Origin of the sequence: Rhodocyclus purpureus (assembly GCF_016653115.1) — a bacterium.
GTDB lineage: Bacteria > Pseudomonadota > Gammaproteobacteria > Burkholderiales > Rhodocyclaceae > Rhodocyclus > Rhodocyclus purpureus.
Genome location: NZ_NHRX01000008.1, coordinates 1 through 13,228, shown reverse-complemented (window position 1 = coordinate 13,228; position 13,228 = coordinate 1). Strand labels below are relative to the sequence as shown.

General features: G+C 63.9%; 16 protein-coding genes and 1 tRNA gene. 9 read left to right on the top strand and 8 right to left on the bottom strand.

Annotation, left to right across the window (positions count from 1 at the left end; all coding sequences use genetic code 11):
* Positions 1–50 precede the first annotated feature (50 nt).
* Positions 51–674 carry a glycerol-3-phosphate 1-O-acyltransferase PlsY gene (gene plsY / locus CCR84_RS00625; protein ID WP_201209001.1) on the top strand — a complete coding sequence of 208 codons (624 nt, stop codon included), beginning with the start codon at positions 51–53 and terminating at the stop codon, positions 672–674.
* On the opposite strand, the gene tsaD is transcribed toward plsY, so the two are convergent.
* On the bottom strand, positions 675–1,724 hold the full coding sequence (gene tsaD, locus CCR84_RS00620; protein ID WP_201209000.1) for a tRNA (adenosine(37)-N6)-threonylcarbamoyltransferase complex transferase subunit TsaD: 1,050 nt from the start codon (positions 1,722–1,724) through the stop codon (positions 675–677). It lies immediately after the preceding gene.
* 227 nt (positions 1,725–1,951) lie between these two features.
* Here tsaD and rpsU point away from each other — a divergent pair, with 227 nt between their 5' ends.
* The 5 genes from rpsU to CCR84_RS00595 all read left to right on the top strand — a co-directional run bounded on the left by rpsU (position 1,952) and on the right by CCR84_RS00595 (position 6,864).
* On the top strand, positions 1,952–2,164 hold the full coding sequence (rpsU, locus tag CCR84_RS00615; RefSeq protein WP_012807257.1) for a 30S ribosomal protein S21: 213 nt from the start codon (positions 1,952–1,954) through the stop codon (positions 2,162–2,164).
* A gap of 118 nt (positions 2,165–2,282) precedes the next feature.
* Entirely contained in the window at positions 2,283–2,732 is a 450-nt protein-coding gene (locus CCR84_RS00610; protein WP_201208999.1) for a GatB/YqeY domain-containing protein, read from the top strand.
* Between the two features lie 144 nt (positions 2,733–2,876).
* On the top strand, positions 2,877–4,646 hold the full coding sequence (dnaG, locus tag CCR84_RS00605) for a DNA primase (protein WP_201208998.1): 1,770 nt from the start codon (positions 2,877–2,879) through the stop codon (positions 4,644–4,646).
* 105 nt (positions 4,647–4,751) lie between these two features.
* Positions 4,752–6,731, top strand: a complete 1,980-nt coding sequence (rpoD, locus tag CCR84_RS00600) for an RNA polymerase sigma factor RpoD (protein WP_201208997.1) — start codon at positions 4,752–4,754, stop codon at positions 6,729–6,731.
* 56 nt (positions 6,732–6,787) lie between these two features.
* A tRNA-Ile gene (locus CCR84_RS00595) sits at positions 6,788–6,864 on the top strand.
* A gap of 87 nt (positions 6,865–6,951) precedes the next feature.
* Here CCR84_RS00595 and CCR84_RS00590 read toward each other — a convergent pair.
* Both CCR84_RS00590 and CCR84_RS00585 read right to left on the bottom strand, forming a co-directional pair.
* Positions 6,952–7,116, bottom strand: coding sequence for a hypothetical protein (locus tag CCR84_RS00590; RefSeq protein ID WP_201208996.1), 165 nt, complete (start codon positions 7,114–7,116; stop codon positions 6,952–6,954).
* Positions 7,117–7,133: 17 nt separating this feature from the next.
* On the bottom strand, positions 7,134–7,340 hold the full coding sequence (locus CCR84_RS00585) for a hypothetical protein (RefSeq protein ID WP_201208995.1): 207 nt from the start codon (positions 7,338–7,340) through the stop codon (positions 7,134–7,136).
* A 264-nt stretch (positions 7,341–7,604) separates the two neighbouring features.
* On the opposite strand from CCR84_RS00585, the gene CCR84_RS00580 reads away from it, so the two are divergent.
* The gene (locus CCR84_RS00580) at positions 7,605–8,006 is read left to right on the top strand and encodes a hypothetical protein (RefSeq protein WP_201208994.1); all 402 of its coding nucleotides are present in this window, start codon (positions 7,605–7,607) and stop codon (positions 8,004–8,006) included.
* Between the two features lie 422 nt (positions 8,007–8,428).
* Here the strand turns inward: CCR84_RS00580 and CCR84_RS00575 are convergent, their stop codons facing one another.
* From CCR84_RS00575 to CCR84_RS00560, 4 genes are all read right to left on the bottom strand, one after another.
* Entirely contained in the window at positions 8,429–8,740 is a 312-nt protein-coding gene (locus CCR84_RS00575; RefSeq protein ID WP_201208993.1) for a hypothetical protein, read from the bottom strand.
* A gap of 134 nt (positions 8,741–8,874) precedes the next feature.
* Positions 8,875–9,240: a hypothetical protein gene (locus CCR84_RS00570; protein ID WP_201208992.1), complete on the bottom strand. Its 366-nt coding sequence runs from the start codon at positions 9,238–9,240 to the stop codon at positions 8,875–8,877.
* 81 nt (positions 9,241–9,321) lie between these two features.
* Positions 9,322–9,576 carry a DUF5681 domain-containing protein gene (locus CCR84_RS00565; protein ID WP_201208991.1) on the bottom strand — a complete coding sequence of 85 codons (255 nt, stop codon included), beginning with the start codon at positions 9,574–9,576 and terminating at the stop codon, positions 9,322–9,324.
* 11 nt (positions 9,577–9,587) lie between these two features.
* Positions 9,588–10,418, bottom strand: a complete 831-nt coding sequence (locus CCR84_RS00560; RefSeq protein ID WP_201208990.1) for a hypothetical protein — start codon at positions 10,416–10,418, stop codon at positions 9,588–9,590.
* Positions 10,419–10,648: 230 nt separating this feature from the next.
* Between CCR84_RS00560 and CCR84_RS00555 the strand changes: the two genes are divergently transcribed.
* Positions 10,649–11,215, top strand: a complete 567-nt coding sequence (locus CCR84_RS00555; RefSeq protein ID WP_201208989.1) for a hypothetical protein — start codon at positions 10,649–10,651, stop codon at positions 11,213–11,215.
* Positions 11,216–11,381: 166 nt separating this feature from the next.
* Here the strand turns inward: CCR84_RS00555 and CCR84_RS00550 are convergent, their stop codons facing one another.
* Positions 11,382–12,362 carry an IS5 family transposase gene (locus tag CCR84_RS00550; RefSeq protein ID WP_201208988.1) on the bottom strand — a complete coding sequence of 327 codons (981 nt, stop codon included), beginning with the start codon at positions 12,360–12,362 and terminating at the stop codon, positions 11,382–11,384.
* Positions 12,363–12,484: 122 nt separating this feature from the next.
* On the opposite strand from CCR84_RS00550, the gene CCR84_RS00545 reads away from it, so the two are divergent.
* Positions 12,485–13,063, top strand: coding sequence for a hypothetical protein (locus tag CCR84_RS00545; RefSeq protein WP_201208987.1), 579 nt, complete (start codon positions 12,485–12,487; stop codon positions 13,061–13,063).
* The last annotated feature ends 165 nt before the right edge of the window (positions 13,064–13,228 follow it).

The window sequence follows — 13,228 nt, the reverse complement described above, 5'->3', positions numbered from 1 at the left end:
TAGAAGCCCGCCATTTTACCCTTGAAGCACCCGCCGAACTTCGACGCCGCATGCCTGCCGAACTGAACCTCCCGCCGACCGCCCTCGTCGCGCTCGCCATCTTCGCCGCCTACCTGCTCGGATCGGTGCCCTTCGCCGTGATCGCGAGCCGCCTCTTCGGCCTCGCCGACCCGCGCAGCTACGGCTCGGGTAACCCCGGCGCGACCAACGTGCTGCGCAGCGGCAACAAGGCCGCGGCCATCGTCACGCTGATCGGCGATGCGGCCAAGGGCTGGCTCGCCGTCTTCCTGGCCAAGTCCGCCGCCTTCGAGCCGGGCGCGCTCGGGCTGGTGATGCTGGCCGTCTTCCTCGGCCACCTCTTCCCGGTCTTCCTCAAGTTCCGCGGCGGCAAGGGCGTCGCCACCGCCGCCGGCGTCCTGCTCGCGGTCGATCCGCTGGTCGGACTCGGCGCGCTGGTCGTCTGGATCGGTGTCGCCGTCGGCCTGCGCTATTCCTCGCTCGCCGCCCTCTGCGCCGCCGTCGCCGCGGCGCCACTGACGCTGTGGCTGCGCGGCCCCGACGCCGTCGCCATCGCCGTCGCCGTCATGGCCGCCGCGCTGATCGCCACCCACCGCGCCAACGTCCGCCGCCTGCTGGCCGGCAGCGAACCGAAGATCGGTTCGAAGAAGAAGTAATCAGCGCAAGAGCTCGGCGAGCGGCCAGCGCGGGCGGACGGAGAAGGAACCGGCGGCTTTCGGCTGGACACCGGCCTCGAGGCGCAGGGCGCCGGCGAGCGCGATCATCGCGCCGTTGTCGGTGCAATACTCGAATTCGGGATAGAAGACGGTGAAGCGGCCGCGCCCGCCCCTGCCCCCGACTGAACGCGCGTCGAGCTGACGGCGCAGTTCGCGGTTGGCGCCGACGCCGCCGGCGACGACCAGTTGCTGCATTCCGGTCTGCCTCAATGCGTCGACCGACTTCTTCACCAGCACCTCGACGATCGCCGCCTGGAAGGCATGGGCGAGGTCGGCACGCTGCTCGTCGCTGATCGCATCGGCACCGCCGAGTTCGCGCACGCGCGTCAGCACAGCGGTCTTCAGGCCGCTGAAGCTGAAATCGAGGTCGCCGGAGTTGAGCATCGGTCGCGGCAGCTTGTACACGTCGGGACGACCACGCGCGGCGAGCGCGGACAGCGCCGGGCCACCCGGATAGCCGAGCCCGAGCAGCTTGGCGGTCTTGTCGAAGGCTTCGCCCGCGGCATCGTCGAGCGTCTCGCCGAGCAGGCGGTAGTCGCCGACACCGCCTACATGCATCAGCTGCGTGTGCCCGCCCGAAACGAGCAGCGCGACGAACGGGAAACGCGGCGGCGTGCGCGACAAGAGCGGCGAGAGCAGATGCCCTTCGAGGTGATGCAGCGGCAGTGCCGGCACGCCGAGCGCCGCCGCCAGCGCTTCGGCAAATGCGGAGCCGACCAGGAGCGCACCGGCCAGCCCGGGCCCTTGCGTGTAGGCGACCGCATCCACCTCGGCGAGCGTGCAGCCGGCCTCGGCGAGCGCCCGGCCCAGCAGCGGCGCGAGGCGGCGGATGTGGTCGCGCGAGGCAAGTTCGGGGACGACGCCGCCGTAGTCCTGGTGCATTGCCACCTGCGAGTGCAACGCATGCGCGAGCAGCTGTCCGTCGCCGTCGCTGCGGTAGAGGGCGACGCCGGTTTCGTCGCAGGAGGATTCGATACCGAGAACTAGCATGGCCGGCATTCTACCGCAGCCGCGGACGCGACCGGGCACGGGCGAGGCCGGAACCGGCAAAGCAAAAAGCTCTGGCATTGCCGGAAGCGTTCGGCTATACTAGGCGGCTCGATCGAGGCTGCTGACGCCCCTGCCGACGGTGCAGGATTCCGCGAGCCTTGCCTGAATCCCCGACCCGCCGAACCGACGACATTCAGTCGCCCGATTTTGAACTTAGGAAAGAGTCAATGCCCGCCATTCGCGTCAAGGAAAATGAGCCGTTCGAAGTAGCGATTCGCCGTTTCAAGCGCACCGTTGAAAAAACCGGTCTGCTGACCGAACTGCGTGCGCGCGAGTTCTACGAGAAGCCCACTGCCGAGCGCAAGCGCAAACTGGCCGCTGCGGTCAAGCGCCATCACAAGCGCATGCGCAGCCAGACCCTGCCGCCGAAGCTCTACTAAGCACGTCGCAGGGCAAACCTGCGCGCTGCCAGCGAGCCGCCTGTCTGCCGACGGGCGGCTTTTGGCGTTTATGGCAGCCAGCACCCGCGCCTGTCGATCACCGCCTGGAGAATTCCGCATGACGCTCAAAGAACGCATCAACGAGGACATGAAGACAGCGATGCGCGCCCGCGAAAGCGCGCGACTGGCCGCGATCCGCCTGCTGCTCGCGGCCATCAAGCAGAAGGAAGTCGATGAGCGGGTCACGCTCGACGACGCGGCGGTGATCGCGGTCATCGACAAGATGCTCAAGCAGCGCCGCGACTCGATCACCCAGTATCGGGCCGCAGCGCGCGACGACCTCGCCGACGCCGAGCAGTTCGAGGCCGACCTGCTCGCGACCTACCTGCCGGCGGGGCTCACGGAGCAGGAAATCGACGTGGCAATTGCTGCCGCCGTCGCCGAGACCGGCGCCGCAGCCGCGGGCGACATGGGCCGCGTGATGACCGTGCTCAAGGCGAAGATCGCCGGACGCTGCGACATGGCCGAGGTATCGCGCAAGGTCAAGGCGAAGCTTGCCGGCCACTGACATCTGCTGTAGCGCGGAGCAGAGGACACTAAGCGGGCGGCGGCAGCGCATATCGCAGCCCGCCAGCCACCCGCCCTGCCGGGGCCTCTGCCCTCCTCCCTGCACTGACCCTGCTCATCCCGGCCCAGTGGGCCGCGAGACACCGTGATCCCCGAGTCATTCATCCAGGACCTGCTGCATCGCGTCGACATCGTCGAACTGATCGATGCGCACGTGCGCCTGAAGAAGGCCGGCGCCAACTACGCCGCCTGCTGCCCCTTCCACAACGAGAAGACCCCCTCGTTCACGGTCAGCCCGAGCAAGCAGTTCTACCACTGCTTCGGCTGCGGCGCGCATGGCACCGCGATCGGCTTCATGATGGAATACGCGGGCATGGGCTTCGTCGACGCGATCCGCGACCTGGCCGCGCGCGTCGGCATGCAGGTCCCGGAAGACGACCAGCGCCGCCCGGCCGGCGCAGCGCCGAGCGTCGCGCTGGCCGAGCTGATGAGCCGCGCCGCGCGTTTCTACTATGAATCGCTGAAGAACTCGCCGAAGGCGATCGACTACCTGAAGGCGCGCAGCGTCAGCGGCGAGGTCGCGCGCCGTTTCGGCATCGGCTACGCACCCGACGGCTGGCAAAGCCTCGACCGGATCTTCGAGCGCTACGACGACCCGGCGCTGCAGGCCGCCGGCCTCGTCATCCGCAACGAACAGGGACGCCTCTACGACCGCTTCCGCGACCGGGTGATGTTCCCGATCATGAACAGCAAGGGCGAGGTGATCGCCTTCGGCGGCCGCGTCCTCGGCGACGGCGAGCCGAAGTACCTCAACTCGCCGGAAACGCCGCTGTTCGAGAAGGGGCGCGAGGTGTTCGGGCTGCCGCAGGCGCGCGCCGCCTTGCGCGAGAAGAACACGGTGATCGTCGTCGAGGGTTACATGGACGTCGTCGCCCTCGCCCAGCACGGCGTCGGCAACGCGGTCGCGACCCTGGGCACGGCGACGACGCCGACGCACGTGCAGAAGCTGCTGCGCCAGGTCGATCGCATAGTCTATTGCTTCGACGGCGACAACGCCGGGCGCAAGGCGGCCTGGCGCGCGCTCGAGAACAGCCTCGAAGCGCTGCCCGAGCAGAAGTCGATCGGCTTCGTCTTCCTGCCGCCCGAGGACGATCCCGACAGCTACGTGCGCGCGCATGGCGCCGGCGAGTTCGAACGGCTGATCGCGCAGGCGACGCCGCTGTCCGACTTCATGCTCGGCGAACTGCAGGCGCGCTGCGACCTCGCCAGCGCCGAGGGACGTGCGCAGCTGGTTGCCAGCACCAAGCCACTGCTCGGCCGCCTGCAGACGCCGCTGCTGCGCCTGCAGATCGTGAAGCGACTCGCCGAGGCGACCGGCTTCTCGCAGGCCGAGATCGAGCGCCTGTGCGAACTGCGCCCGATCGCCCGCGCTGCCCCCGCGCGCGCGCCGCGCCGGGCGCCGTCGCTGGCACGCGCGCTGCTCCGCCTGATCCTGCAGAAGCCCGAACTGGCGCGCCGGCTGCCGCCCCCCGCACTCACCGACAGCTCCGGCGAAGAACGAGCGTTGCGCCGCCTGCGCGAAGCGGTGAGCGCCGCCGGCGCGGCGACTCCCAGCTGCGCCGCACTGCTCGAAAGCATGCGCGGCAGCAGCGAGGAAAACCTCGTCCGCGAGGTCGCCGCCGAACTGATGCAGAGTCCGTTTGCCGAAGACGACATCGACAGCGAGTTCGCCGGAGCCGTCGAACGGCTGCAGGAACGCCAGCAGCAACAGGCCTTCGCCGAGTTGCAGACGAAGGTGCAGCGGCTCGGCGTCAGCGGGCTCAACGACGAGGAAAAGCGCGCCTATCTCGCCGCGCTCAGCGCACGCAGCCGCTCACCGGCGCGGCCGGCGGGCAGCGGACAGGACGACGGCTGAACGGGCGCAGCCTGAGCAGCTGCGTGGCAGAAGCCCGGAATGTGGGCTAAGTTGTGGTAGAATTAGCGGTTTTTCCAACTTCACCCCGAGCGGGGGAAACTGGTCATGGCGAGGGAAAAGACAGTGGCTACAGCGAAGGACGTCAAGGCGAAGGTGGTCAAGGCAAAGACGGCAGCGGACCTGCTCGCGCAGGCGAGTTCGGCGCCTTCCCCGGTAGACGCCGAAACGCGCAGGACGCGACTGAAGAACCTGATCAAGCAGGGCAAGGAGCGCGGCTTCCTGACCTACGCCGAGATCAACGACCACCTGCCCGACGACGTCGTCGACGCCGAGCAGATCGAAAGCATCATCAGCACCTTCAACGACATGGGCATCCAGGTCTATGACGAGGCGCCCGATGCCGAAACCCTGCTCATGTCCGACTCGGCACCGGCCGCCGCGGCCGACGAAGCCGACGTCGAGGAAGAAGCCGAGCAGGCGCTGTCGACCGTCGACTCCGAATTCGGCCGTACCACCGACCCGGTGCGCATGTACATGCGTGAAATGGGATCGGTCGAACTGCTCACGCGCGAAGGCGAAATCGAGATCGCCAAGCGCATCGAGGACGGCCTCAAGCACATGATCCAGGCGATCTCCGCGTGCCCGACGACGATCGCCGAAATCCTCGACGCCGCCGACAAGATCGCGCGCGACGAGATGCGCATCGACGAACTGATCGACGGGCTGGTCGACCTGAACGCCACGCCCGAGCCGGAAGCCTTGGCCGAAGACGGCGAAGAGGCGGAAGTGGAAGCCGCCGAAGAGATCAGCGACGAAGACGAGGAAGGCGGCAGCGAAGGCGGCGCCGCCTCGGCGTCGCTGCAGCAACTGAAGGCCGACGCGCTCGAGCGCTTCGCCGTCATCCGCGACCTGTACGCGCAGGCGCACGCGGCGCTGCTCAAGAACGGCTCGCAGGACGCGACCTACCTCGGCCTGCAGCAGCAGATCTCCGACGAGATGATGAAGATCCGCTTCACGTCGAAGACCACCGAACGCCTGTGCGACGCGGTCCGCGCCATGGTCGAGGAAGCGCGCGCCTGCGAACGCAAGATCCAGCAGATCTGCGTCGATCGCGTGCGCATGCCGCGCGCGCATTTCATCAAGTCTTTCCCCGGCCACGAACTCGACCTGGCCTGGGTCGAGGGCGAGATCGCCGGCGCCGCCAAGAGCTACGGCCCGATCCTGACGCGCAACGCGCCGAACGTCGTCGAAGAGCAGAAGAAGCTGATCGCGCTGCAGGAGCGCATCGGCATCCCGCTCAAGGAGTTGAAGGATATCAACAAGCAGATGGTCACCGGCGAGGCCAAGGCACGCAAGGCCAAGCGCGAGATGACCGAAGCCAACCTGCGTCTGGTCATCTCGATCGCCAAGAAGTACACCAACCGCGGCCTGCAGTTCCTCGACCTGATCCAGGAAGGCAACATCGGCCTGATGAAGGCGGTGGACAAGTTCGAATACCGTCGCGGCTACAAGTTCTCGACCTATGCGACCTGGTGGATCCGCCAGGCGATCACGCGCTCGATCGCCGACCAGGCGCGCACCATCCGCATCCCGGTGCACATGATCGAGACGATCAACAAGATGAACCGCATCTCGCGGCAGATCCTCCAGGAAACCGGCTCCGAACCGGATCCGGCGACGCTGGCCAAGAAGATGGAGATGCCGGAAGAGAAGATCCGCAAGATCCTCAAGATCAGCAAGGAGCCGATCTCGATGGAAACGCCGATCGGCGACGACGACGACTCGCACCTCGGCGACTTCATGGAAGACCAGGCGACGCTGGCGCCGGCCGACGCAGCCCTTTACTCGAGCCTGCGCTTCATCACCAAGGACGTGCTCGACACGCTGACGCCGCGCGAAGCCAAGGTGCTGCGCATGCGCTTCGGCATCGAGATGAACACCGACCACACGCTCGAGGAAGTCGGCAAGCAGTTCGACGTCACCCGCGAGCGCATCCGCCAGATCGAAGCCAAGGCCCTGCGCAAGCTGCGTCACCCGTCGCGCTCGGACAAGCTGCGCAGCTTCCTCGACAGCGGCAGCAACTGACCCTCATGAAGGCAGGCTCGCCGCCAGGTGAGCGCTGCCGTTAGAATCAAGCTTTCGGGCCTGTAGCTCAGTCGGTTAGAGCAGAGGACTCATAATCCTTTGGTCCAGGGTTCGAACCCCTGCGGGCCCACCAATAAAACCAAAGACTTAGGCCAACCCTTAGGGTTGGCCTTTTGGTTTTCTGGACTCATTGCTCCCATATTGCTCCCTGACAGATCAATCACATACTTCCGCTAGGGGCCGCCCTCGCCCCCTCGATAACCTCGCCCAGCACCCGGCGCTCTTCCTCGTCGTCGGTGACGCCCAGCCGGACCAGCGCAGCGGCCAATATTCGCCGCTCGTCGCGATCCACCTGAGCAGCCAGTACGGCAAGGTCGCCAAGCATGGCGCGAACTTTCTCTATCACTTCTTCACTTCAGCCAGGCACTGAGCGCGAAGGTCTGCGGCTTTGATGGAGTAGCACAAACCAGAATTGCCGTGGGCACGCGCCAAGCAGAGCGTCCGTTGGTCAGGATTGGAGATGCTGTAGCACGCCCCAGCAGCAGCGGTTGAATCAGCAAAGGTCGGCGCTGCGGCAGCGGTCAGCAAGGCAAGAATGACGTAGCGCATGGGGCGACCTCCAGTTGGTGTGATCGCTTCAGCATAGCGTCGATCTGCCGCCCCCGCGAGTGACGCCAGAATAAGGGGCTTTCTGAGCAGGAGGCCCTCATGACCGACCAGTACCAGAAGCCGAGCCGCACCGGCCGCCGGCAGAAGCGCACTTGGAAGCGCCGAAAGCCCGGCCATTAGCCGCGTTACCATCAGAACGTTACCACCCCCGCAAGTCGTGAAACGACCATCGCTCTATCATCAACAGCGACAAGGGATTTCAACATGGCCGAATCAGTGGCAACGCGGGTTGCACGACACCGGGCGAAGCAGCGGGCGAGCGACGTTACCAGGCTAACGATAGAACTCAGCCGGGATACGATCAGCAACATTCGTCGCTTGAGCAAAAAACATCGCAAGACCCAGCGCCAGTTTCTCGAGCTGGCCGTCCATGCGGCAGATGGCCTGCTGGCCGGCCGCTTGGCGGTTAGCAAGGCCGCAGCCCAACCACCCGCCTGCGTCATCTCCCGCCCGACACCACAGGGGCGAGCCAAAGCGCCTGATCAGACTGCCAGCAATACCAACACGCCAGCGCCCCCGGAAAACACGCCTACAGCCTCGCAGCAGCCCGAGGGCGACAATGCAGACGCCCGTATTCGGGCCTGCGCCTTTGCGGTGGAGACCTGAAGATGCGTGTGTCCGTCGAGTACCGCACTGACCTGGTGCCAGGGCAACGACATTTCGAGTGCACAAACCTCCGCGCCCTTCTCGACACCGGAGCATGTGCAGACCGCTGGCAGCGCGCCATGGATCCGGACATGGAGAGGCTCATCACCTGCAAGCGCTGTCCAATCGGCCGCCAGCACCACGCTGAGCACCACCCGGAGCTGCAGGATACAGCAAGACAGCCAGAGCGCGCCCCCGTTTGCGTCAGGTGCGGTCGGCCGGCAACTCGCATGATCGGAGGCGAGATTTGTCCGAGCTGTTTCAACCGTGCCGCTGAGGCAAAGCGAGGGTACAACGCACGCGGAAATCCGTTGCGCGATTACGTTGATCCGCACCCACACCGCGTCGGGGTGCTCAGCAGCGACGGAAGCCAAGGCTGGCGGTTATTCGATGGTCAGCACTTTGCCGAGAGCATGGCACGCGCCGTTCGCGCTGGCTTGCGTCTGAGCGACAAGCAGCCAGGCCGCAGCGTCTGGAATGCCGAGCGCCAGCAGTTTGAGTACCGCGACGAGAGAGGCCGAGTGCTGCTCGAACTGGAGATTGGTGGCCACATCGAGTACCTCGCCCTCGACCGACTCCACCCCGGCGACGTGCCTGCACCAGTGACAATGCCGGCCCTGCTCATGCCCCCAGCGCTTGTTGTGCTTTGGCTTGAAATCAGCGGCGAAGGTGACGAGTTGGGCGTCGACTGGCACCAAACATCATTCGCTTGCGGCCAGTGCGGGCAAGGCATGGTGCACGCCTACCGAGCGCTGGATGGCATCCACGTCCGATGCTCTGGCGGCTGCTGCTAAAAACAAAGGGCGCCTACCGTGGCGCCGCCCTTGTGTTACTTCCGACCGCGCCCCAGAATCGCCGCCCGCACCGACTTGGGCAGCGGCTGGCCCTGCTCAAGCAGGCGCTGTGCAGCCAAGCCATCGGTACCGGAGATCCAGCCACGGGCGCATGCGTCGCTGATCGCGCCGAGCAGTTCGCGGTCGCTCGGCTCTTGCTGGGTGCGGACCACTACAAGCGCCGGCTTGGGGGCGGGCTTGGCCGGCTTCGTCGCTTTTGGCTTCACAGCCTTGACCAGCACTGACTTTGCCAACACCATGCGAGGCTTCGGCCCGAATGCCCGGCGCAGCCGCCGGAACACCTCCGCGAATTCACCTTGCTCAATCGCCCGGCAATGCTGCCGAAATAGTTCATCGTTCATCTACTAGCCTCCAAAAAAGACCCGGCAGGCAGGAATCCACCCGCCGGGGAAATGCCGCCGGAGCAAGGCGGCGAGCCATAGTTAATCGGGCTTGGCCTTGGCCATCGCGCCTGCCAGAGCCGTCGCCACCTCGGCGGCGGCAATCAGATTGACTACGGAGGCCAGAACCACGTCGGAATCGTGCGCACGAGCAAACGCACGCTGGATCAGTTGTGCACCATCGGCGACAAGTAGCTTCTGCAACGTCTTGGCCGGAGTGGCGCCGCGAGGCCGGCCGACTGGGTTGCCGGAGCGACCTGCAGGAAACCGGCCTTGCGATTCACGCGTCTCGGACATGGCGTCCATCCTCACAGACCACGCATGCCGACGACAGAGCCGGTCACCGCCCGGCGCATCTCGTTGGATGCCGGGAATTCAAGCCACGGGGAATGCTTGCCGATAGCGCGGCCAGCTTCAGTAGCATTGTTCCAGGCAGCGAGATACACGCGCTCAGCCTCCGCCAAGCGATTGCGGGCGGCCTCAAAGGCGAGGCGCTTGCGGCGACCTTCCAGCAGCGATTCAGCCTGAGCCAGGGTAGCGCGTGCAGCCTGGCGGCCATCCTGAGCAGCGGCGGCAGACAGCGCGCCATTGTGCAGTTCGGTCAGTGATTCGACATCGGCCGCCAGCATCGCCATGTCGGCCGCGTCAGTATCGCGCTCATCACCAGCTAGGCGGCGCTTGCGAATTTCGTCGGAGGCGGCGCGCTTCTCAGCAAGGCGGGCGCCGAAGTTGGAGGCTTTCTCGGCATAGGGGTGGTAATCAGATTCGGCAAACTCCAGGGCGGCGCGGGCTTTGGCGACCTCACGCGCAGCCCAAGCAATTTCGGGATCTTCCTGAACCTCGGTCAGTTCGCCAGCCAGTTCGGCAAGGCCCGGCACAGCGGCTGCGTCGACCGTGATGCTGTGCGTCTTGGTAGTCAGTTCAGCGGTTGCTGCGTCGATTGCAGCCTGCTCGGCACGCTCGGCGTCGGCCTGCTTTTCGCGCTGGCTGCGAACGGCAGCAGCGATTTCGGCCTCGATCAAGCCGATCTGGTAGCGAGCGACGGCGGTATCACCACCGTTTGCCAGCGCTTCTTCCAGCGCTGCATTGGCGGCGGCGAGTTGTTCGTTCAGTATTGCAATGGTGTTGGCTTGGCTCATCATTTTTTCTCCAAATGGACTATGATCTTGTCGTCGCGACGTGGCGTCTCGACATCTTCAGTCTGTTGTCACTACCGCCTGAGCGAGCAAAAAACAGGAAAAAACAGGGGGAAAATTAAGCACCACAGCCAACCCATGGCAGACGATGCAGCTCAGCCAGTCATTAACCCGAAACACTGCAACTCGTGGTCAGAGCGGCAGTCGCCTTGCATGAGTAAGCAGGAGAGCGCATGACCGAAGACGAAGTGATGTACGAAGGCGAGCCTCACAGTCCGGAAGACGTGATGTTTTGGGATTGTGAGACGGTGCTGCGCGCTGGGGTGTGGCTGATCCGGAACGGTTACGGAAGGATGGCGATCCTGCCCTATACCGCGCCAAGCGGGTGCTATTGGCGGTGCGAATTCCACCCGGCCGGCCAGCCGCAGAAGGGCTTCTACCGCTACTCGTCTGGATCGGCCGGCAAGTTCTTGCAAGACCACCACGGCGGAAGGGTGCGCCGGAGCATCAGCCCGAAGGGCCTGGCGCGGGCCATCATGCGCAGCGTTCCGGATGATATGAAGGCGATGTGCGCGGGCGACGTCTCGCCGGAGATGGAAAGCTGGCTAGTGCTCTTAGAGCGCGCTATCAGCCAGCGCTGGATTCCATCGGCTTTCCATGACTACAAAGACGACCTCTCGCAATGGGATCTCTTCAGCCCGTATGGCGGCATCCTAAATTCATCGATGGAGCCGCCGCCTGGCTACGTTGTGCCGGGCACAGTGGACGCTGGCCAGGAAGAAGGGCAGCGCAAGCGCTGAGGCTGTTTGCATCCCGTTAGGGAAACGCTGAATAAAGCGCTAATCTGAGTCGGTGAGCCTCGCTAATTTCGCGATTACCTATTTTTTGATCAAATTATCGGTCAATTTACCGATTTCTGCCCCCAAATCCGTGCTTTTCAGCCCTTTTTCACCCCATTTCCCGCGCTCAGGACGCAATTTGCCCGTCGAGCGCCGTGAGGCGCTTCTTGGCGATGAGCAGGTTGGCGAAGCCGAACAGCGAGTAGAGCTGCGCCGTGTTCTTTTCCAGACCACGGTAACGCGCCTTCCGGTGCTTGAAGAGGTTCTTCACGACATGGAACGGATGCTCGACCTTCGCACGGATGCTCGCCTTGGCCTTTTCGATCTCGTTGAGCAGCTTGCCGAGCGGCGAGTCAGGCAGAATCTTCCGCTTGCCGGGCTTCATGGCGACATGCCAGGTCACGGACGTGTCCAGGTTTTCCTCCCGCTTCTCGACACCGATGTAGCCGGCGTCAGCATGAACGGCCTTCTCTTCCCCGTGCAGCAACGCATGCGTCTGGGTGACATCGTTGACGTTGGCCGCCGTGCCGACCACCGTATGCACGACACCCGTTTCGGCGTCGACACCAATGTGCGCCTTCATGCCGAAGTGCCACTGATTGCCCTTCTTCGCCTGGTGCATGTCCGGGTCCCGCTCCTTCTTCTTGTTCTTCACCGAGGGCGGGGCGGCGATGATCGTCGCGTCGACGATCGTGCCTTCCTTGAGCAGCAGTCCCTTGTTCGCAAGGTGTCCGTTGATGGTCTCGAAGATGGTCTTGGTGAGATTGTTCTTTTCCAGGCGCCGACGGAACTTGAGCAGCGTCGTCGCATCCGGGGCCGCTTCGCGTGCAAGGTCGATGCCAACAAACCGGCGGATCGCCTGGCTGTCGTAGAGCGCGTCTTCAGCCCCTTCGTCGGAAAGACTGAAGCACTGCTGCACCACGTACAGGCGCAGCATCCGCTCCAAGCCAATCGGCGGCCGACCGCGTTCACCCTTCGGATAGCACGGCTTCAGCGCTTCCAGCAGTTCCGACCACGGCGTCAATGCCTCGATCTCGGCCAGAAACCGGTCTCGACGCGTCAGCTTCTTCTTGGCGCTGTACTCAAGTTCGGAGAAGGTCGATTGCATGGTCGGCTACGAGCGGGAAGCAGGTCGTCATTATCTCAAAGAGCGGCTGCCGACGGCAGGCGCCGGCTGGTTTCGATTGAATCAGCGCTTCCTTAGTGTGAAATACTTACCAAAGGGCAATTATGAAACGTATCTCGCTTGCTGCTGCGGCTACATTTGCAACAATCGCATTCCCAGCATTCGCCGGACCAGATTATGTTGCCAGGATTCCGTTGTCCGGTGGGTTTTCTGTTCTCGAGTTCTACATGGAAAGATCCCGTTTGCCAGAATGCGAAGGTGCAGGTAGCCATCCTAGCGCTGTGATTGCGAACCTTGAAACTCCTAGTGGAACCAGACCATATGGAACAGGGTGCTGGATTGCTCGAATCGACGGCAATATCTGGATCGCCGTAAAAAGCTTTGACGATGGAATAGTGCGCGAGACGGTGTTGCACAACTCGCAATTAAAGGCACCAGAAAGTGATAAACCATCATCTAGCACAGCCCCCAAAATGGCGGCACCACCGGCGACAAAGAAGACTTATCGAATCGACATGGCTGACACGGACGTCACGTTGGAGGACGAACCGTGCAAAACCGGCGGCAAGAAAGCCAGTTTCACACACAAGCTGTATGACATTGGTGGGTATGGATGCTGGATTGACGGCGGACAGCACATTCTTGTCCATTGGACGCAGAAAAAGACGCTAAGGAAACGCTGAATAAAGCGCCAATCTGAGCCGGTGAGCCTCGCAAATTTCGCGATTGCCTATTTTTTAAGCAAATTATCGGTCAATTTTCCGATTTTTCCCCCTGAATCCGTGCTTTTCAGCCCTTTTTCGCCCCATTTCCCGCGCTCAGGACGCAATTTGCCCGTCGAGCGCCAT